This is a genomic window from Bradyrhizobium sp. Arg816 (assembly GCF_029989365.1).
Taxonomy (GTDB): domain Bacteria; phylum Pseudomonadota; class Alphaproteobacteria; order Rhizobiales; family Xanthobacteraceae; genus Bradyrhizobium.
Genome location: NZ_JAPRAQ010000006.1, coordinates 223,236 through 240,987, shown reverse-complemented (window position 1 = coordinate 240,987; position 17,752 = coordinate 223,236). Strand labels below are relative to the sequence as shown.

The window sequence follows — 17,752 nt, the reverse complement described above, 5'->3', positions numbered from 1 at the left end:
CTTTCCTTCAGGCGCAAAAGCGCTTCTGCTAAGGGAAGTTAGACCGGTGGTCCCGTGACGGGGGCAGGGCCGGAGACCACGGAACGCATATGCTTGATCTCGCAATCGTAGGCGGCGGCCCCGGCGGGCTGATGAGCGCCTGGTACCTGAAGCGTAAGCTCGGCGACCTCTGCCGCATCACCATCTACGAGGCCTCCGACCGGCTCGGCGGCAAGATCGTCACGCGCAAATTCGATTCCGCGCCGGCGATGTACGAGGCCGGCGTTGCCGAGATCTACGACTACTCGATGACCGGTCCCGATCCGCTGCGCGAGCTGATCCAGCATTTCGGACTTCAGACCATTCCGATGGACGCCGAGCAGGTGCAGTTCGGCGGCGAGCTCCTCAACGACGTCGCAGGCATGCGCCGCAAATACGGCGCCAAGACCGCGGCGGCGATCGAGGCGTTCCGCAAGCGCTGCGCCGAGGCGATGACGCCGATCGAATATTACGAGGGCGTCGGCGCGCACGACAACGAGAATCCCTGGGCCTACAAGACCGCCGAGCAGGTGCTCGACGAGGAGGTCGAGGACGAAACCGCAAAGCGTTTCTTCAAGGTGATGGCGCGCTCCGACATCGCGACCGAAAGCCACAACACCAACGGGCTCAACGCGCTCAAGAACTATCTGATGGATGTCGACGGCTATATCGGCCTCTACTCCATCCAGAACGGCAACGAGCAGCTGATCGAGTGCCTGCAGTCGGAGGTCAACGCCGACATCCAGCTCAATCACCGCGTGCTCACCGTCGGCAAGGCGCCGACCGGCCGCTACCAGCTCAAGATGATGAACGGCAAGGGGCCGGAGACGCGCGACTTCGACCTCGTGCTGGTCTGCCTGCCGCATTCGTGGCTCGCGACCATGGGCTGGGAAGGCGAGCAGCTCCGCAAGTCGATGGTCAAGCACGTCTCGTATTTCGATCGTCCCGCGCACTATCTGCGCGTCTCGATCCTGTTCGACGCGCCGTTCTGGGGCGAGAAGATTTCCGGCGCCTGGTTCATGTCGGAAGCCTTCGGCGGCTGCTGCGTCTACAACGAGGGCGCGCGCCACGACGTCGGCAAGCACGGCGTGCTGAACTGGCTGATTCCCGGCTCCGACGCGCTGGCCTTCGCCAATCTGTCGGATCAGGAGCTGATCGACGCTGCACTGAAATCGCTGCCCGCCTCGCTCGGCGATGCGCGTTCGCATTTCGTGGAAGGCAAGATCCACCGCTGGCTGTCGTCGGTGAACGCCATCCCCGGCGGCCTGCCCGTGCGCGATGTCATGACCAATCACCGGCCGGAGCCGAAGGAGCATCCCGGCATCGTGGTGGTCGGCGATTATCTGTTCGACTCCACGCTGAACGGTCTGCTCGACTCCTCGGACGCGGCGACCGACATCATCCTGACCGAGATGATGCGCCTGCGCCGCGAGCGCGCACAGGAGGAGGGCGAGCCGGTCTCGGACAAGATCGACCGCGACTATTTCGAGAATTATCGCGGCCTCGGTCCCTACAGCGAAGCCTGGCGCCACTTCACCGATCCCGATTATCTCACCAAGCTGATCGGCATCGTCTGGGGCAAGGCCAAGGGCGCCAAGCTGCTGGTCGCGGGCTCGGCCAGCGGCGAACTGGTGGGTGCGCTACGCGATCGCGGCATCGACGCCTTCGGCGTCGAGAACAACCGCGCCATCCACGCCAGGACGCCGAAGGCGCTGAAGAAGTACAACAAGCTCGGCTCGATCACCGACATGCCGTTCAAGGACGGCGCCTTCGACTTCGTGTTCGAGACCAGCCTCTGCCATGTTTCCCCGAAGCAGGTGGTCCGCGCGATCCGCGAACTGAACCGCGTGGTCAAGACCGGCCTCGTGTTCGGCTCGATCACCTCGGACATGGCTTCGGTGGTGATCGACCGCTACGACCTGCTGCGCGGCGTCAAGAAGCTCGGCACCTGGTGGGAATGGTCCGAGCTGTTCTTCGGTAACGGCTTCGACCTGTCGATGCATCGCAAGGACTGCACCGATGCGCTCTGGGAGGCGACGCTTTCCGCCAACAAGGGCCCGGGCCAGTGGTACGCCGACGCCGATAGCCTGCGTTATTCCTTCTTCGACAAGGTCGAGGACGAGGACGACGACTAGAGACAGGATCGGACCGGCCTAGCCAATTGCTTTGCCGAATTCGTCATGATCGCATAGAATCGGTGCGATAGCGGTTGCCGCTATTTCCTGCTTTCTCCGCGGTCATGCCGGCCGTCAGCATCGGTTGGTTTCATGGCGTCCAAGCCCCTCCCGCCCGACAAACAGAAACTCGCCACGGAAGAGGCGGCCGAGCTCGACGACAAGCTTGTCCCCGTCAAGCCGGACCTCGAAGACGACGAGGACGACGAAGACGAGGAGGATGACGAGCTGGAGCTCGACGACGACGATGAGGACGAGGAGCTCGTCGTCTTTACCGCGCGCGAGGCCGCTGGCGCGCTCGCGACCATCCTGGGTTTCGTCAAGCCGTTCCTGTCCAACTACAAGCGGATGCTGTCATTCGTGGCGTTCGGCGTCTGCGTCGAGACGCTGTTCAACGTCATCATGCCGCTCAGCCTGAAGTACCTGATCGACGACGCGCTCGGCGAGGAGGATTTCCAGGCGCTCTACAAGATCCTCGGCGTGCTCGCGGTCGCCGGCATCTTCACCTCGATCGTGGCGGTCTGGTACGAGCGCTGGGACGCCAGGCTGGCTGCCTGCATCATCTCCGACGTCCGCAAGCGCCTGTTCGAGCATGTCCAGGACCTGCCGGCGGCCTATTTCGGCCGCACCAAGCGCGGCGAGATCCTGTCGCGCTTTTCCGTCGACCTTTCGGCTTTCGAGGGCTCGGTCAAGACCTTCGCCAACAGTGCGGCGTTGCCGTTCCTGGAATTGATCGCCGGCATCATCCTGATGGTGTTCCTGAACTGGCAGCTCGCCGCGGTGGCGCTGCTGGTGTTCCCGATCACGCTGATCGGGCCGCGCATCCTCACCCCCAAGGCGGTGCAGGCCAATTACGAGCAGAAGCAGAACGAGAGCGCGCTGCTCGGCATGGTGCAGGAGAACGTGGCCGCGCAGGCCGTGATCAAGGCGTTCAGCCTGCAGCGCAAGATGTTCGGCTTCTTCACCTTCCGCAACGACGAGACTCGCCGCAAGATCGCTTCGGCTGCGTTCCTGTCGACCATGGTGGAGCGGACGGTCACCATTTCGGTGCTGCTGCTGCACCTCGTCGTGCTCGCGATCGGCGCGTATCTGGCGACCAAGGGCCAGATCACCATCGGTACCTTCGTCACCTTCGAGAGCGCGTTCTGGGAGGTCTCCTACAACATCGCCCACGTGATGCACTTCATCCCGGTGTCGATCTCTTCGGCCGCCGCGATCCGCCACATGCAGGAGCTGCTGGACGAGCCGACGCGCGGCGCCGATCGTCCGGGCGCGCCCGATCTGCCGCGCATCACCAACGACATCACCTTCGACCACGTGACGTTCCAGTACGGAGGCAGCCAGACGCCGGTGCTGGACAATCTCAGCCTCAAGCTCAACGCCGGCAAGCGCATCGCCATCGTCGGCCCCTCGGGCTCCGGCAAGAGCACGCTGCTCAATTTGATCCTGCGGCTGTACGTGCCCAACGAGGGGCGCGTCGCCATCGACGGCGTCGACGTCCGCAAGGTGACGCTCGATTCGCTGCGCCGGAGCATGGCGGTGGTGTTCCAGGAGAACATGCTGTTCAACATGTCGATTCGCGAGAACATCCGGCTCGGCAAGGAAGGCGCGACCGACGAGGAGGTGGAGGACGCCGCCAAGAAGGCCGAGATCCACCGCTACATCATGAGCCTGCCACAGCGCTACGACACGCCGGTCGGCGAGCGCGGCGATACGCTGTCGGGCGGTCAGCGCCAGCGCATCGCGATCGCGCGCGCGGTCATCCGCAACCCTTCCGTGCTGCTGCTGGACGAAGCCACCTCGGCGCTCGACCAGACCACCGAGGCCGCGATCAACCGTACGCTGCTGAAGCTCGCGAAGGGGCGCACCATGATCTGGTCGACTCATCGCCTGACTTCCGTGGTCGAGATGGACGAGATCATCGTGATCTCAGGGGGCAGGGCGATCGAGCGCGGCTCGCATGCCGAACTGCTCGCCAAGAACGGCACCTATCGCAAGCTGTGGAACGACCAGATCCACCAGCCGCATGGCGCCGTGGCTCAGGCCGATGACGACAGCGAAGATGACGACGAGGATGAAGACGACCTCGACGAGGATGATGAGGACGAAGATGACGAGGAGGCGTGACCGAGGAAGTTCGGCTCCAGATGGACGGCTCCTCCGAGCGGGCGCAGCAGCCCCTGAACCGACCAGGCGATAAAGCGCGCCCAGCGCTGCGCAGCCCAATAGGGGCTCATGCTGATTGAAACCTCGCGGAAGTCGAACGCCTTCGCCGCCGACCATTCGTCGCAATCGCGCTTGACCGGATCGGCGTAGAAGGTGGCGATCTTGTCCGCATCCATCCCGTCGGAGGCGAGCCATCGCGGGATATGTATGCTGCAGAGCCGCTCGACGTCGGTGAAGACCTTGTCGCAGCCGGTGCCGGCGGCGGGGCAGGAGGTCGCGAACGCATCGCCCACCAGCACGAGGCCGGGCTGGCCGCTTGCGTCGTTCACATAGAGGTCGACCGGACGGATCTTGATCTCGCCGGCGATGTCGAAGGCGCCGGTGATGCGCTTGAGCCGGGGTAGGGCAGCGTTCAGCGTCTCGGCTGGCGCGCGGCGCAGCTCGCGCAGCCATGGGTCGTCGAAGCCGCGATAGACGAACAGATTGGCGCGCATCCGCGGACCGGTCGGAAACAGCGTGATGTAGGGGATTCGGTCGCTCGGCCGTTCCGAGAAATAGGTCAGCGCCGGGAAGTCGAACGAATTCCGTCCCGCCGGCACTACGTCGAACCCGATCGAGATCGAATGGCAGGCGCTGATGACTTTTCGTGCGATGCCGAGCTGGTGGCGCAGGCCGACGTTCAAGCCGTTGGCGAGCACGACCAGCCGGGCCGAGATCGTCTCCTCATTGGAGAGCGTGATCTTTTGTCGCTCCGGGCTCGTCGAGAGCGAGACCGCCTTGGCACAGATGCGCTCGACGCCGGCAGGAATCTCGTCGCGGACGGCGTTGACGAGGGAATCGTAGAGGATGTTGAACTGCCGACTCGGCGCCTTGTCGAGCAAACGGCCGAATCGGGCGACCCAGTTTTCGCCGGCAAAGGTCGCTCGGCGCAGTACCGATTCTCCGATTCCGGTCTTCAGGAATCGCTCGACTTGGACGTGGCCACTCAGTTTTTCGACTCGAAAGTCCGCCGGATAGCTCCCATGCGGGTCGATCAATACCGTCGAAATGCCGGCGCGGCCGAGCATTGCGGCGGCGGTCGAGCCGGACAATCCCCCGCCGATAATGGCAATGTCGGTGTACCGCATGGTGCAAATCTCTGCCGCAGGCGGCAGATTGACGCATCAACAGGAAAAAAAGCCTTAGCAAGGGTTATAAAAGTACATTTTGCCCGGATATAAATTGGTTTTGGGCTGGCGGAACAGACGTCTGGTCCCCATATCCGGCAGGCGCGGTGAATGCGGGCAAACAGCGATTTCGTCAGGTGGCAGAAGCGTTTTCTGACTGTCGTTTCACCTTGACTTGGCCGACTCTCACTTATAGAAAGCGCCTCACTTAACGACAGGCGGTGAGCATCGCCAGCGTCGGAACGGGCCACCCGTTGATCCCCAGGGATTAGATCTCCAGGGATCGGATCCTCAGGGATCGCTAAGACGGGCACCAACCTCGACGAATGCCGCTCAAACGCTGTCGATCATAGCTAGGCAATGCCAGTGCGATTCTAGGTCTCTTGAGCTCGTTCTCTTGAGATCGAATTCGGATGCATGACCTCAGTGTGCGGGCCGCAGCTTTATGCTGATTGGCCCGAAACTGTGGTCCTCTGTGGCGTCGTAACGCTTTCCGCTCGGTGATGGAGCGGTTGGCGCGATTTCGCTTTGTGCGGTTTGTTCCGTGCGAGGCGACCTCGTCGGGCGGGTGGCCCGAAAAGAATTGCGGTTCCGGCAACGGGCCGCGCCAAGACAGCGGACCCGGAAGGGACCGCGGCAGAACAAAGGGTAAGGCCAGGATGCCGACGATCAACCAGCTGATCGCTCAACCGCGTGAAGTGCAGAAGTCGCGCAAGAAGGTGCCGGCGCTGCAGCAGTCGCCGCAGAAGCGTGGTGTTTGCACCCGCGTCTACACCACGACCCCGAAGAAGCCGAACTCGGCGCTTCGTAAGGTCGCCAAGGTGCGCCTGACCAACGGCTTCGAGGTGATCGGCTACATCCCCGGCGAAGGTCATAACCTCCAGGAGCACTCGGTGGTCATGATCCGCGGCGGCCGCGTCAAGGACTTGCCCGGCGTGCGCTACCACATCCTTCGCGGCGTTCTGGATACCCAGGGCGTCAAGAACCGTAAGCAGCGCCGTTCGAAGTACGGCGCGAAGCGTCCGAAGTAAGCGGGAACCAGCTCAATGTCTCGTCGCCACTCAGCGGAAAAGCGCGAAGTTCTCCCGGATCCGAAGTTCGGGAACATCATCGTGACGAAGTTCATGAACTCGGTGATGTACGCCGGCAAGAAGTCGGTTGCAGAAGGCATCGTCTACGGTGCGTTCGGTATCATCGAAGCCAAGACCAAGCAGAGCCCCCTCGGCGTGTTCGAGCAGGCACTCGAGAACGTCATGCCGACGATCGAAGTGCGCTCCCGCCGCGTCGGCGGCGCGACCTACCAGGTTCCGGTCGAGGTTCGTTCGACCCGCCGTCAGGCTCTGGGTATCCGTTGGCTGATTTCGGCAGCGCGCGAGCGCAACGAGAAGACGATGACCGAGCGGCTCTCGGCTGAGCTGCTCGACGCCTCGAACAACCGCGGCAACGCCGTCAAGAAGCGCGAAGATGTGCACCGGATGGCGGAAGCCAACCGCGCCTTCTCGCACTATCGCTGGTAACGGCGAAACACGGAATCTAAGGAACAGCCCATGCCTCGCGTTCATGCCATAGAGAACTACCGCAATTTCGGTATCATGGCGCATATCGATGCCGGCAAGACCACGACCACCGAGCGCATCCTTTATTACACCGGCAAGAGCCACAAGATCGGCGAAGTGCACGAAGGTGCCGCGACGATGGACTGGATGGAGCAGGAGCAGGAGCGTGGCATCACGATCACCTCGGCTGCCACCACCGCGTTCTGGGCCGGCAAGCGCCTGAACATCATCGACACCCCCGGCCACGTCGACTTCACCATCGAAGTCGAGCGTTCGCTGCGCGTGCTCGACGGCGCCGTCTGCGTGCTCGACTCGAACCAGGGCGTCGAGCCCCAGACCGAGACCGTCTGGCGCCAGGGCGACAAGTACAAGGTTCCGCGCATCGTCTTCGCCAACAAGATGGACAAGACCGGTGCCGACTTCTTCAAGTGCCTGGCCGACATCGTTGACCGCCTCGGCGCCAAGCCGATCGCGATCCAGCTTCCGATTGGTGCCGAGAACAACTTCAAGGGTCTCGTCGACCTCGTGAAGATGCAGGGCATCATCTGGAACGATGAATCGCTCGGCGCGAAGTTCGACTATGTCGACATCCCGGAAGATATGGTCGAGCAGGCCAAGGAATACCGCGAGAAGATGGTGGAAGCCGCCGTCGAGCTCGACGACGACGCATTGGCTGCCTTCCTCGACGGCAAGGAGCCGGACGAAGAGACGCTGAAGCGGTTGATCCGCAAGGCGGTGCTGACCGGCGCGTTCTATCCCGTGCTGTGCGGCTCGGCCTTCAAGAACAAGGGTGTGCAGCCGCTGCTCGACGCCGTCGTCGACTATCTGCCGTCGCCGATCGACGTGCCCGCGATCAAGGGCACCGATGACCGCGGCAACGAGGTCGTGCGCAAGGCGGACGACAAGGAGCCGCTCGCGCTGCTCGCGTTCAAGATCATGGACGACCCGTTCGTCGGCACCATCACCTTCTGCCGCATCTACTCCGGCGTCCTGCAGAGCGGCACCGGCGTCGTGAACTCGACGCGCGAGAAGAAGGAGCGCATCGGGCGCATGCTGCTGATGCATGCGAACAACCGCGAGGACATCAAGGAAGCCTATGCCGGCGACATCGTCGCGCTGGCTGGCCTGAAGGAAGCGCGCACCGGTGACACGCTGTGCGATCCCGACAAGCAGGTGATCCTGGAGAAGATGGAATTCCCCGAGCCGGTCATCGAGATCGCGATCGAGCCGAAGTCCAAGGCCGACCAGGAAAAGCTGGGTGTGGCGCTGGCGAAGCTCGCCGCGGAGGATCCGTCCTTCCGCGTGTCGACCGACCAGGAGTCCGGCCAGACCATCCTCAAGGGCATGGGCGAACTCCATCTCGACATCAAGGTCGACATCCTCAAGCGTACCTACAAGGTCGACGCCAACATCGGCGCGCCGCAGGTTGCGTTCCGTGAGCGCGTCACCAAGAAGGCCGAGGTCAAGTACACCCACAAGAAGCAGACCGGCGGTACCGGTCAGTTCGCGGAAGTGTCGATCGTGGTCGAGCCGAACGAGCCCGGCAAGGGCTACGAGTTCGAGTCCAAGATCGTCGGCGGTGCGGTTCCGAAGGAATACATCCCCGGCGTCGAAAAGGGCCTCAACAGCGTGATGAGCTCTGGTGTCGTCGCGGGCTTTCCCGTGGTCGACGTCAAGGTTCAGCTCGTCGACGGCAAGTACCACGACGTCGACTCGTCGGCGCTCGCCTTCGAAATCGCATCGCGCGCGGCATTCCGTGAAGCGCTGCAGAAGGGCAAGTCCGTCCTGCTCGAGCCGATCATGAAGGTCGAAGTGGTGACCCCGGAAGACTACACCGGCTCGGTCATCGGCGACCTGAATTCCCGGCGCGGTCAGATCCAGGGTCAGGACATGCGCGGCAACGCCAACGTCATCAACGCGATGGTGCCGCTCATGAACATGTTCGGGTACGTGAACAACCTGCGCTCGATGAGCCAGGGTCGCGCGACCTTCACCATGCAGTTCGACCACTACGCAGAAGCGCCGGCCAACGTGTCGGCAGAAGTCCAGAAGAAGTTTGCCTGATTGTCGTCGGTCCAGAGCTGACGATTGAACGGAGAGTCAAATGGCCAAAGCAAAGTTTGAACGTAACAAGCCGCACTGCAACATCGGCACCATCGGTCACGTCGACCATGGCAAGACGTCGCTGACCGCGGCGATCACCAAGATCCTCGCCGAGACCGGCGGTGCGACGTTCACCGCGTACGACCAGATCGACAAGGCGCCGGAAGAGAAGGCGCGCGGCATCACCATCTCGACCGCGCACGTCGAGTATGAGACGCAGAACCGCCACTACGCCCACGTCGACTGCCCCGGCCACGCCGACTACGTGAAGAACATGATCACCGGCGCCGCCCAGATGGACGGTGCGATCCTGGTCGTGTCGGCCGCTGACGGCCCGATGCCGCAGACCCGCGAGCACATCCTGCTCGCCCGCCAGGTCGGCGTGCCCGCGCTCGTCGTGTTCCTCAACAAGTGCGACATGGTCGACGATCCGGAGCTCCTCGAGCTCGTCGAGCTCGAAGTCCGCGAGCTGCTCTCGAAGTACGACTTCCCGGGCGACAAGATCCCGATCATCAAGGGTTCGGCGCTCGCCGCTCTCGAAGATTCGGACAAGAAGCTCGGCCACGAGGCCATTCTCGAGCTGATGAAGAACGTCGACTCCTACATCCCGCAGCCGGAGCGTCCGGTCGACCAGCCGTTCCTGATGCCGGTTGAAGACGTGTTCTCGATCTCGGGCCGCGGCACCGTCGTGACCGGCCGTGTCGAGCGCGGCATCGTCAAGGTCGGCGAGGAAATCGAGATCGTCGGTCTGCGCGCCACGCAGAAGACCACGGTCACGGGCGTCGAAATGTTCCGCAAGCTGCTCGATCAGGGCCAGGCCGGCGACAACATCGGCGCGCTGCTCCGCGGCACCAAGCGCGAGGACGTCGAGCGCGGCCAGGTGCTGTGCAAGCCGGGTTCGGTCAAGCCGCACACCAAGTTCAAGGCTGAGGCCTACATCCTCACCAAGGAAGAGGGCGGCCGCCACACCCCGTTCTTCACCAACTACCGTCCGCAGTTCTACTTCCGCACCACCGACGTGACCGGTGTCGTGCACCTGCCGGAAGGCACCGAGATGGTGATGCCGGGCGACAACATCGCGATGGAAGTGCACCTGATCGTGCCGATCGCGATGGAAGAGAAGCTGCGCTTCGCGATCCGCGAAGGCGGCCGCACCGTCGGCGCCGGCGTCGTCGCCTCGATCATCGAGTAACAAGCGAATAGGGAATGGTGAGTGGCGAATAGGGAATTCTATTCGCTACTCGCTACTCGCCACTCACTAGAGAAAGCACGGCAATGAACGGCCAAAACATTCGTATCCGTCTCAAGGCGTTCGACCATCGTATCCTCGATACGTCGACCCGCGAGATCGTGAACACGGCGAAGCGCACCGGCGCGCAGGTCCGCGGACCCATTCCGCTGCCCACCCGCATCGAGAAGTTCACCGTCAACCGTTCGCCGCACGTCGACAAGAAGAGCCGCGAGCAGTTCGAGATGCGCACCCACAAGCGCCTGCTCGATATCGTCGATCCGACCCCGCAGACCGTCGATGCTTTGATGAAGCTCGACCTGGCCGCCGGTGTCGACGTCGAGATCAAGCTCTAAGATTTTTGGATCACGTTCGCGACTAGCGGACAGAAAGAACAGGAAGCACGCCGATGCGCTCCGGAGTGATCGCACAAAAGGTCGGGATGACGCGGGTCTTTACAGAGGCCGGCGAACATATCCCCGTGACCGTGTTGAAGCTCGGCAATTGCCAGGTCGTAGGCCACCGCACTGAAGAGAAGAACGGTTACGTCGCGCTCCAGCTTGGTTCTGGCAGCCGCAAGACCGTGTACATGCCCAAGGCGGAGCGCGGCCAGTTCGCGGTCGCCAAGGTCGAGCCGAAGCGGCAGGTCGAGGAATTCCGCGTCTCCCAGGACGCCATGATCCCCGTCGGCGCCGAGATCCTCGCGGATCACTTCGTCGTCGGCCAGTTCGTCGACGTCACCGGCACCTCGGTCGGTAAGGGCTTCGCCGGCGGTATGAAGCGCTGGAACTTCGGCGGTCTGCGCGCCACCCACGGCGTGTCGGTCTCGCATCGTTCGATCGGTTCGACCGGTGGCCGTCAGGACCCCGGCAAGACCTGGAAGAACAAGAAGATGCCCGGCCACATGGGTGTCGACCGCATCACCACGCTCAACCTTCGAGTCGTTCAGCTCGATGTCGAGCGCGGCCTGATCCTCGTCGAAGGCGCCGTTCCCGGCTCCAAGGGCGGCTGGATCCGCGTGCGCGACGCTGTCAAGAAGCCGCTGCCGAAGGAAGCTCCGAAGCCCGGCAAGTTCAAGGTTGCTGGCGAAGCGGACGCCGCTCCGGCTGCGCAGGAGGCGTGAGATGGAATTGAAGGTCACGACCCTCGAAGGTAAGGAAGCCGGCTCGGTCCAGCTTTCCGACGCCATTTTCGGCCTTGAGCCGCGCCAGGACATCATTGCGCGTTGCGTGCAGTGGCAGCTCAACAAGCGTCAGGCTGGCACGCACAAGGCCAAGGGCCGCGCCGAGATCTGGCGCACCGGCAAGAAGATGTACAAGCAGAAGGGCACCGGCGGTGCTCGACACGGCTCGGCCCGCGTGCCGCAGTTCCGCGGCGGTGGCCGTGCCTTCGGTCCGGTGGTGCGTTCGCACGCCACCGACCTGCCGAAGAAGGTCCGCGCGCTTGCCCTCAAGCATGCGCTGTCGGCGAAGGCCAAGGACGGCGATCTGCTGGTGATCGACAAGGCCGCGCTGGAAGCCGCCAAGACCAAGGCGCTGCTCGGCCATTTCTCGGGCCTCGGCTTGACCAACGCGCTGATCATCGACGGCGCCGAGCTCAACAACGGCTTTGCCGCTGCGGCCCGCAACATCCCGAACATGGACGTGCTGCCGATCCAGGGCATCAATGTCTATGACATCCTGCGCCGTCAGAAGCTCGTTCTGACCAAGGCCGCCATCGATGCGCTGGAGGCGCGCTTCAAATGACGAAGAACATCGAGCCTCGCCACTACGACGTGATCTTGTCGCCGGTCGTGACCGAAAAGGCGACGATCGCCTCGGAGCACAACAAGGTCCTGTTCAAGGTGGCCGCGAAGGCGACCAAGCCGCAGATCAAGGAAGCGATCGAGAAGCTGTTCGACGTCAAGGTCAAGAGCGTCAACACGCTGGTCCGCAAGGGCAAGACCAAGATCTTCCGCGGCAATCTCGGCTCGCAGTCGAACAGCAAGCGCGCGATCGTGACCCTCGAAGAGGGCCACCGGATCGACGTGACCACCGGTCTGTAAGGTCGTACGACGATGGCACTGAAAAAGTTCAATCCCACGACGCCGGGCCAGCGCCAGCTGGTCATGGTCGATCGTTCGGCCCTCTACAAGGGCAAGCCGGTCAAGGCGCTCACCGAAGGCAAGCACTCCTCGGGCGGTCGCAACAACACCGGTCGCATCACCGTGCGCTTCCGCGGCGGCGGTCACAAACAGACGCTGCGCATTGTCGACTTCAAGCGCGACAAGGTCGATGCGCCCGCGACGGTCGAGCGGCTGGAATACGATCCGAACCGCACTGCGTTCATCGCGCTGGTCAAGTACGAAGACGGCACCCAGGCCTATATCCTGGCGCCGCAGCGCCTTGCCGTCGGTGATTCCGTGGTTGCCGGCAACTATGTCGACGTGAAGCCGGGCAACGTCATGCCGCTCGGCAACATGCCGGTCGGCACGATCATCCACAACATCGAGGTCAAGATCGGGAAGGGCGGCCAGCTCGCTCGTTCCGCCGGCACCTACGCCCAGCTCGTCGGCCGCGACCACGACTACGTGATCATCCGCCTGAACTCGGGCGAGCAGCGCCTGGTGCACGGCCGTTGCCGCGGCACGATCGGCGCGGTGTCGAACCCGGATCACATGAACACCTCGATCGGCAAGGCCGGCCGCAACCGTTGGCTGGGCCGTAAGCCGCATAACCGCGGTGTTTCGATGAACCCGATCGACCATCCGCACGGCGGTGGTGAAGGTCGTACCTCGGGCGGTCGCCACCCGGTCACCCCGTGGGGCAAGCCGACCAAGGGCAAGAAGACCCGCAGCAACAAGTCGACCAACAAATTCATTCTCCTAAGCCGCCACAAGCGGAAGAAGTAAGGAACGCCGGACATGGTTCGTTCAGTCTGGAAAGGCCCGTTCGTCGAGGGTTCTCTGCTCAAGAAGGCAGATGCTGCCCGCGCGTCCGGCCGTCACGACGTCATCAAGATCTGGAGCCGTCGCTCGACGATCCTGCCGCAGTTCGTCGGCCTGACCTTCGGCGTCTACAACGGTCAGAAGCACGTACCGGTTGCCGTCAACGAGGAAATGGTCGGTCACAAGTTCGGCGAGTTCTCGCCGACCCGGACCTTCCATGGCCACTCCGGCGACAAGAAAGCCAAGAAGGCTTGAGGATTAAACGATGAGCAAACCTAAGCGCGAACGGAGCCTCGCCGAGAACGAGGCCAAGGCGGTCGCCCGGATGCTGCGGGTGAGCCCTCAGAAGCTCAACCTGGTCGCCCAGCTCATTCGCGGCCGGAAGGCGGCTGCTGCGCTCGCCGATCTGCAGTTTTCGCGCAAGCGGATCGCGGTCGACGTGAAGAAGTGCCTGGAATCGGCTATCGCCAATGCCGAGAACAACCACGACCTCGACGTCGACGATCTCGTCGTGGCGCAGGCCTTCGTCGGCAATGGTCTCGTGATGAAGCGCTTTGCCGCCCGCGGCCGCGGCCGCTCGGGCCGTGTCTACAAACCATTTTCGCAGCTGACGATCATTGTTCGTCAGGTCGAAGCCGAAGCAGCAGCGGCTTAAGGGTCGCAGGAGAAAACGATGGGTCAAAAGATCAATCCGATCGGTCTGCGTCTCGGCATCAACCGGACCTGGGATTCCCGCTGGTTCGCCGGCAAGCAGGAATACGGCAAGCTGCTGCACGAGGACGTCAAGATCCGCGAGATCCTGCACAAGGAGCTCAAGCAGGCGGCCGTCGCCCGCATCGTGATCGAGCGTCCGCACAAGAAGTGCCGCGTCACCATCCACTCGGCTCGTCCGGGCGTGGTGATCGGCAAGAAGGGTGCCGACATCGACAAGCTGCGCAAGAAGGTCGCGGACATCACTTCGTCCGACGTCGTCATCAACATCGTCGAAATCCGCAAGCCGGAGCTCGATGCGACGCTGGTGGCCGAGTCGATCGCGCAGCAGCTGGAGCGCCGCGTGGCGTTCCGCCGTGCCATGAAGCGCGCCGTGCAGTCGGCGATGCGTCTCGGCGCGGAAGGCATCCGCATCAACTGCTCGGGTCGTCTGGGCGGCGCGGAAATCGCGCGCATGGAGTGGTACCGCGAAGGTCGCGTGCCGCTGCACACGCTGCGCGCCGACATCGACTACGGCGTTGCGACCGCGTTCACGACCTTCGGCACCTGCGGTGTCAAGGTCTGGATCTTCAAGGGCGAGATCCTCGAGCACGATCCGATGGCCCAGGACAAGAGAATGGCCGAAGGCGAGACCAGCGGCGGTGGTGATCGCGGTGGCCGTGGACGCCGTGACAACGCTGCGGCCTGAGGCCAGCACAGAGAATTTGAGGGCTTGAAGCCATGATGCAACCTAAGAAAACGAAGTTCCGGAAGGCGCATAAGGGCCGTATCCACGGCGTTGCGTCTTCGGGTGCGACGTTGGCCTTCGGCCAGTTCGGCCTGAAGGCGACCGAGCCTGAGCGCGTCACCGCGCGCCAGATCGAAGCCGCTCGCCGCGCGCTGACCCGCCATATGAAGCGTGCCGGCCGCGTCTGGATCCGCGTGTTCCCCGACGTTCCGGTGTCGAAGAAGCCGGCCGAAGTCCGCATGGGCTCCGGCAAGGGCGCGCCGGAATTGTGGGTCGCTCGCGTCAAGCCAGGCCGGGTGCTGTTCGAGATCGACGGCGTCAACACCCAGACGGCACGTGAGGCGCTGACCCTGGCGGCCGCCAAGCTGCCGATCAAGACGCGCTTCGTCGAGCGCATTGCGGAGTAATGGCCATGGCACAGATGAAGATCGAAGACATCCGCGCGATGAGCCCCGATCAGCAGGATGATGCCATCCTGAACCTGAAGAAGGAGCGCTTCAACCTGCGCTTCCAGCGCGCCACCGGGCAGCTCGAGAATACCTCGCGCCTGCGCGAGGCTCGCCGTGACATCGCCCGGATCAAGACCGTCGCCGCGCAAAAGCGCGCGAAGAAGAAGTAAGAGGCTTACGAAGATGCCGAAACGTACTTTGCAGGGCGTGGTCGTCAGCGACAAGCAAGCCAAGACCATCGTGGTGCGCGTTGATCGCCGCTTCACGCACCCGATCTACAAGAAGACGATCCGCCGTTCGAAGAACTACCACGCGCACGACGAGAGCAACGAGTTCAAGCCGGGCGACATGGTGTGGATCGAGGAATCGAAGCCGATTTCGAAGTTGAAGCGCTGGGTCGTGATCCGGGGCGAGCACAAGAAAAGCGCCTGATCTGTTGGCTTTAGCCGACTGACTTCAGGGAAATGTTGAGCGCCGGCTGGGCTGGCGCAAAGAGAAGAGGACGAGGTGCATCAATGATTCAGATGCAGACCAACCTCGACGTGGCCGATAATTCTGGCGCACGCCGTGTCATGTGTATCAAGGTGCTCGGGGGCTCCAAGCGCCGCTACGCCACGATCGGCGACATCATCGTCGTCTCGATCAAGGAAGCGATTCCGCGTGGCAAGGTGAAGAAGGGCGACGTGATGAAGGCCGTCGTGGTGCGCGTCCGCAAGGACATCCGCCGCGCCGACGGTTCGGTCATCCGCTTCGACCGCAACGCCGCCGTCCTGATCAACAACCAGTCCGAGCCGGTCGGCACCCGTATCTTCGGGCCCGTGCCGCGCGAGCTGCGCGCCAAGAACCACATGAAGATCATCTCGCTCGCGCCGGAGGTGCTGTGATGGCTGCGAAGATCCGCAAGGGCGACAAGGTCGTCGTGCTGACCGGTCGCGACAAGGGCCGCACCGGCGAAGTGTTCGAAGTGCGCCCCGCCGCCGGCACGGCGCTCGTGCGCGGCATCAACATGGTCAAGCGTCACCAGAAGCAGACGCAGGCCCAGGAGGGCGGCATCATCTCGAAGGAGTCGCCGATCCAACTGTCCAACATCGCGTATGTCGGCAAGGACGGAAAGCCGACCCGCGTCGGATTCAAGATTCTGGCGGACGGCAAGAAGGTCCGCATCGCCAAGAGCTCGGGAGCTGAGATCGATGGCTGAGGCCGCTTACACGCCGCGCCTGCGCGCGGAATACGACGCGAAGATCCGCACCTCCATGACCGAGAAGTTCGGTTATGAGAACGTCATGCAGGTTCCGCGCCTGGACAAGGTCGTGCTGAACATGGGCGTTGGCGATTCCGTCAACGACCGCAAGAAGGCCGAGACCGCCGCTGCCGAGCTGACCCAGATCGCCGGCCAGAAGGCGATCGTGACCTATTCGCGTATCGCGATCGCGACCTTCAAGCTGCGTGAAAACCAGCCGATCGGCTGCAAGGTCACGCTGCGCAAGGCCCGCATGTACGAGTTCATCGATCGCCTGGTGACGGTCGCGCTGCCGCGCGTCCGCGACTTCCGCGGCCTGAACCCGAAGAGCTTTGACGGCCGCGGCAACTACTCGCTCGGCATCAAGGAGCACATCATTTTCCCCGAGATCGACTTCGACAAGGTCACGGAAGCCCGCGGTATGGACATCACCGTCTGCACCACGGCCAAGACCGACGAAGAGGCGAGGGCCTTGTTGACCGCTTTCAATTTCCCGTTCCGGCAGTGAGACGCTGACCTAAAGCCTCTCAAACGCGGATACCCAGGAGCCAAGCATGGCAAAGAAGAGTTCAGTCGAGAAGAACAACCGGCGCAAGCGGATGGTGAAGAACGCCGCCCCGAAGCGCGAGCGGTTGAAGGCGATCATCGCCGACAAGACGCTGCCGATGGAGGAGCGGTTCGCCGCGACCCTGAAGCTTGCGGAAATGCCGCGCAATTCGTCGGCGACCCGCATCCGTCTGCGTTGCGAGCTGTCGGGCCGCCCGCGCTCGAACTACCGCAAGAACAAGCTGTCCCGTATCGCGCTGCGCGACCTTGGCTCCAAGGGCATGGTCCCGGGCCTCGTGAAGTCCAGCTGGTAAGGAGGGTCGTTTAGATGTCTACGCACGATCCAATCAGCGATCTGATCACCCGTATCCGCAACGCGCAGATGCGTTCCAAGAGCAAGGTCTCCACGCCTGGTTCGAAGATGCGCGAGAACGTGCTCGAGGTCCTGAAGACCGAGGGCTACATCCGTGGTTACGCCACGCTCGAGCACTCCTCGGGCCGCAGCGAGATCGAGATCGAGCTGAAGTATTTCGACGGCGAGCCCGTCATCCGCGAGATCGAACGAGTCTCCAAGCCCGGGCGTCGTGTTTACGCCTCGGTGAAGGCTCTGCCGCGGGTCAACAACGGGCTCGGCATTTCGGTGTTGTCGACGCCGAAGGGGATCATGGCCGACCACAGCGCGCGCGAAGCGAATGTGGGCGGTGAAGTTCTCTTCACGGTGTTCTGAGAAGGATTGTTGATC

At 63.0% G+C, this 17,752-nt stretch carries 23 protein-coding genes; 22 read left to right on the top strand and 1 reads right to left on the bottom strand.

Annotation, left to right across the window (positions count from 1 at the left end):
• Positions 1–89 precede the first annotated feature (89 nt).
• Together OWC48_RS17400 and OWC48_RS17395 are read left to right on the top strand one after the other, a co-directional pair.
• A complete protein-coding gene (locus tag OWC48_RS17400; RefSeq protein ID WP_282521068.1) occupies positions 90–2,153 on the top strand; it encodes an FAD-dependent oxidoreductase in 2,064 nt (687 codons plus the stop codon).
• Positions 2,154–2,285: 132 nt separating this feature from the next.
• A complete protein-coding gene (locus tag OWC48_RS17395) occupies positions 2,286–4,319 on the top strand; it encodes an ABC transporter ATP-binding protein (protein WP_282521067.1) in 2,034 nt (677 codons plus the stop codon).
• Here OWC48_RS17395 and OWC48_RS17390 read toward each other — a convergent pair.
• The gene (locus OWC48_RS17390) at positions 4,232–5,485 is read right to left on the bottom strand and encodes an NAD(P)/FAD-dependent oxidoreductase (RefSeq protein ID WP_282521066.1); all 1,254 of its coding nucleotides are present in this window, start codon (positions 5,483–5,485) and stop codon (positions 4,232–4,234) included. The genes OWC48_RS17395 and OWC48_RS17390 overlap by 88 nt on opposite strands.
• Positions 5,486–6,183: 698 nt before the next feature.
• On the opposite strand from OWC48_RS17390, the gene rpsL reads away from it, so the two are divergent.
• From rpsL to rpsH, 20 genes are all read left to right on the top strand, one after another.
• Positions 6,184–6,555 (top strand): 30S ribosomal protein S12, encoded by a 372-nt coding sequence (gene rpsL / locus OWC48_RS17385; protein ID WP_007603006.1) that lies wholly within the window; start codon positions 6,184–6,186, stop codon positions 6,553–6,555.
• Between the two features lie 15 nt (positions 6,556–6,570).
• A complete protein-coding gene (gene rpsG, locus OWC48_RS17380; RefSeq protein WP_028152987.1) occupies positions 6,571–7,041 on the top strand; it encodes a 30S ribosomal protein S7 in 471 nt (156 codons plus the stop codon).
• 30 nt (positions 7,042–7,071) lie between these two features.
• Entirely contained in the window at positions 7,072–9,144 is a 2,073-nt protein-coding gene (fusA, locus tag OWC48_RS17375) for an elongation factor G (RefSeq protein ID WP_282521065.1), read from the top strand.
• Positions 9,145–9,184: 40 nt separating this feature from the next.
• The gene (gene tuf / locus OWC48_RS17370; RefSeq protein ID WP_014494497.1) at positions 9,185–10,375 is read left to right on the top strand and encodes an elongation factor Tu; all 1,191 of its coding nucleotides are present in this window, start codon (positions 9,185–9,187) and stop codon (positions 10,373–10,375) included.
• A gap of 83 nt (positions 10,376–10,458) precedes the next feature.
• Positions 10,459–10,767, top strand: a complete 309-nt coding sequence (gene rpsJ / locus OWC48_RS17365) for a 30S ribosomal protein S10 (protein WP_002712302.1) — start codon at positions 10,459–10,461, stop codon at positions 10,765–10,767.
• Between the two features lie 53 nt (positions 10,768–10,820).
• Complete coding sequence (gene rplC / locus OWC48_RS17360) at positions 10,821–11,534, top strand: 50S ribosomal protein L3 (RefSeq protein ID WP_282521064.1); 714 nt, start codon at positions 10,821–10,823, stop codon at positions 11,532–11,534.
• A gap of 1 nt (position 11,535) precedes the next feature.
• Positions 11,536–12,156 carry a 50S ribosomal protein L4 gene (gene rplD, locus OWC48_RS17355; RefSeq protein ID WP_011088150.1) on the top strand — a complete coding sequence of 207 codons (621 nt, stop codon included), beginning with the start codon at positions 11,536–11,538 and terminating at the stop codon, positions 12,154–12,156.
• Positions 12,153–12,455: a 50S ribosomal protein L23 gene (locus OWC48_RS17350; protein WP_007603019.1), complete on the top strand. Its 303-nt coding sequence runs from the start codon at positions 12,153–12,155 to the stop codon at positions 12,453–12,455. The genes rplD and OWC48_RS17350 overlap by 4 nt, the downstream gene beginning before the upstream one ends.
• 12 nt (positions 12,456–12,467) lie before the next feature.
• Complete coding sequence (gene rplB, locus OWC48_RS17345; protein WP_028152985.1) at positions 12,468–13,301, top strand: 50S ribosomal protein L2; 834 nt, start codon at positions 12,468–12,470, stop codon at positions 13,299–13,301.
• A 12-nt stretch (positions 13,302–13,313) separates the two neighbouring features.
• Complete coding sequence (rpsS, locus tag OWC48_RS17340) at positions 13,314–13,592, top strand: 30S ribosomal protein S19 (RefSeq protein WP_008136357.1); 279 nt, start codon at positions 13,314–13,316, stop codon at positions 13,590–13,592.
• 10 nt (positions 13,593–13,602) lie between these two features.
• Positions 13,603–13,992: a 50S ribosomal protein L22 gene (gene rplV / locus OWC48_RS17335; protein WP_011088147.1), complete on the top strand. Its 390-nt coding sequence runs from the start codon at positions 13,603–13,605 to the stop codon at positions 13,990–13,992.
• Positions 13,993–14,010: 18 nt separating this feature from the next.
• Entirely contained in the window at positions 14,011–14,736 is a 726-nt protein-coding gene (gene rpsC, locus OWC48_RS17330) for a 30S ribosomal protein S3 (protein ID WP_129268065.1), read from the top strand.
• 32 nt (positions 14,737–14,768) lie between these two features.
• A complete protein-coding gene (rplP, locus tag OWC48_RS17325; RefSeq protein ID WP_063982581.1) occupies positions 14,769–15,182 on the top strand; it encodes a 50S ribosomal protein L16 in 414 nt (137 codons plus the stop codon).
• 5 nt (positions 15,183–15,187) lie between these two features.
• Positions 15,188–15,394 carry a 50S ribosomal protein L29 gene (gene rpmC, locus OWC48_RS17320; RefSeq protein WP_140982250.1) on the top strand — a complete coding sequence of 69 codons (207 nt, stop codon included), beginning with the start codon at positions 15,188–15,190 and terminating at the stop codon, positions 15,392–15,394.
• Between the two features lie 13 nt (positions 15,395–15,407).
• Positions 15,408–15,656 (top strand): 30S ribosomal protein S17, encoded by a 249-nt coding sequence (gene rpsQ / locus OWC48_RS17315; protein WP_007603028.1) that lies wholly within the window; start codon positions 15,408–15,410, stop codon positions 15,654–15,656.
• An 83-nt stretch (positions 15,657–15,739) separates the two neighbouring features.
• Positions 15,740–16,108 (top strand): 50S ribosomal protein L14, encoded by a 369-nt coding sequence (gene rplN / locus OWC48_RS17310; RefSeq protein ID WP_007603030.1) that lies wholly within the window; start codon positions 15,740–15,742, stop codon positions 16,106–16,108.
• Positions 16,108–16,422 carry a 50S ribosomal protein L24 gene (rplX, locus tag OWC48_RS17305; RefSeq protein WP_014494502.1) on the top strand — a complete coding sequence of 105 codons (315 nt, stop codon included), beginning with the start codon at positions 16,108–16,110 and terminating at the stop codon, positions 16,420–16,422. Before rplN ends, rplX begins: the two co-directional genes overlap by 1 nt.
• Positions 16,415–16,972, top strand: a complete 558-nt coding sequence (gene rplE, locus OWC48_RS17300; RefSeq protein ID WP_008136341.1) for a 50S ribosomal protein L5 — start codon at positions 16,415–16,417, stop codon at positions 16,970–16,972. Before rplX ends, rplE begins: the two co-directional genes overlap by 8 nt.
• A gap of 46 nt (positions 16,973–17,018) precedes the next feature.
• Entirely contained in the window at positions 17,019–17,324 is a 306-nt protein-coding gene (gene rpsN / locus OWC48_RS17295) for a 30S ribosomal protein S14 (RefSeq protein ID WP_057745473.1), read from the top strand.
• A 14-nt stretch (positions 17,325–17,338) separates the two neighbouring features.
• Positions 17,339–17,737, top strand: a complete 399-nt coding sequence (rpsH, locus tag OWC48_RS17290) for a 30S ribosomal protein S8 (RefSeq protein WP_008136338.1) — start codon at positions 17,339–17,341, stop codon at positions 17,735–17,737.
• Positions 17,738–17,752: the final 15 nt, after the last annotated feature.

What these genes read in the sequence shown, in the direction of transcription:
- OWC48_RS17400 (WP_282521068.1), top strand. Translation starts at nt 90, where the DNA reads ATGCTTGATCTCGCAATCGTAGGCGGCGGCCCCGGCGGGCTGATGAGC.
- OWC48_RS17395 (WP_282521067.1), top strand. Translation starts at nt 2,286, where the DNA reads ATGGCGTCCAAGCCCCTCCCGCCCGACAAACAGAAACTCGCCACGGAA.
- OWC48_RS17390 (WP_282521066.1), bottom strand. Translation starts at nt 5,485, where the DNA reads ATGCGGTACACCGACATTGCCATTATCGGCGGGGGATTGTCCGGCTCG.
- rpsL (WP_007603006.1), top strand. Translation starts at nt 6,184, where the DNA reads ATGCCGACGATCAACCAGCTGATCGCTCAACCGCGTGAAGTGCAGAAG.
- rpsG (WP_028152987.1), top strand. Translation starts at nt 6,571, where the DNA reads ATGTCTCGTCGCCACTCAGCGGAAAAGCGCGAAGTTCTCCCGGATCCG.
- fusA (WP_282521065.1), top strand. Translation starts at nt 7,072, where the DNA reads ATGCCTCGCGTTCATGCCATAGAGAACTACCGCAATTTCGGTATCATG.
- tuf (WP_014494497.1), top strand. Translation starts at nt 9,185, where the DNA reads ATGGCCAAAGCAAAGTTTGAACGTAACAAGCCGCACTGCAACATCGGC.
- rpsJ (WP_002712302.1), top strand. Translation starts at nt 10,459, where the DNA reads ATGAACGGCCAAAACATTCGTATCCGTCTCAAGGCGTTCGACCATCGT.
- rplC (WP_282521064.1), top strand. Translation starts at nt 10,821, where the DNA reads ATGCGCTCCGGAGTGATCGCACAAAAGGTCGGGATGACGCGGGTCTTT.
- rplD (WP_011088150.1), top strand. Translation starts at nt 11,536, where the DNA reads ATGGAATTGAAGGTCACGACCCTCGAAGGTAAGGAAGCCGGCTCGGTC.
- OWC48_RS17350 (WP_007603019.1), top strand. Translation starts at nt 12,153, where the DNA reads ATGACGAAGAACATCGAGCCTCGCCACTACGACGTGATCTTGTCGCCG.
- rplB (WP_028152985.1), top strand. Translation starts at nt 12,468, where the DNA reads ATGGCACTGAAAAAGTTCAATCCCACGACGCCGGGCCAGCGCCAGCTG.
- rpsS (WP_008136357.1), top strand. Translation starts at nt 13,314, where the DNA reads ATGGTTCGTTCAGTCTGGAAAGGCCCGTTCGTCGAGGGTTCTCTGCTC.
- rplV (WP_011088147.1), top strand. Translation starts at nt 13,603, where the DNA reads ATGAGCAAACCTAAGCGCGAACGGAGCCTCGCCGAGAACGAGGCCAAG.
- rpsC (WP_129268065.1), top strand. Translation starts at nt 14,011, where the DNA reads ATGGGTCAAAAGATCAATCCGATCGGTCTGCGTCTCGGCATCAACCGG.
- rplP (WP_063982581.1), top strand. Translation starts at nt 14,769, where the DNA reads ATGATGCAACCTAAGAAAACGAAGTTCCGGAAGGCGCATAAGGGCCGT.
- rpmC (WP_140982250.1), top strand. Translation starts at nt 15,188, where the DNA reads ATGGCACAGATGAAGATCGAAGACATCCGCGCGATGAGCCCCGATCAG.
- rpsQ (WP_007603028.1), top strand. Translation starts at nt 15,408, where the DNA reads ATGCCGAAACGTACTTTGCAGGGCGTGGTCGTCAGCGACAAGCAAGCC.
- rplN (WP_007603030.1), top strand. Translation starts at nt 15,740, where the DNA reads ATGATTCAGATGCAGACCAACCTCGACGTGGCCGATAATTCTGGCGCA.
- rplX (WP_014494502.1), top strand. Translation starts at nt 16,108, where the DNA reads ATGGCTGCGAAGATCCGCAAGGGCGACAAGGTCGTCGTGCTGACCGGT.
- rplE (WP_008136341.1), top strand. Translation starts at nt 16,415, where the DNA reads ATGGCTGAGGCCGCTTACACGCCGCGCCTGCGCGCGGAATACGACGCG.
- rpsN (WP_057745473.1), top strand. Translation starts at nt 17,019, where the DNA reads ATGGCAAAGAAGAGTTCAGTCGAGAAGAACAACCGGCGCAAGCGGATG.
- rpsH (WP_008136338.1), top strand. Translation starts at nt 17,339, where the DNA reads ATGTCTACGCACGATCCAATCAGCGATCTGATCACCCGTATCCGCAAC.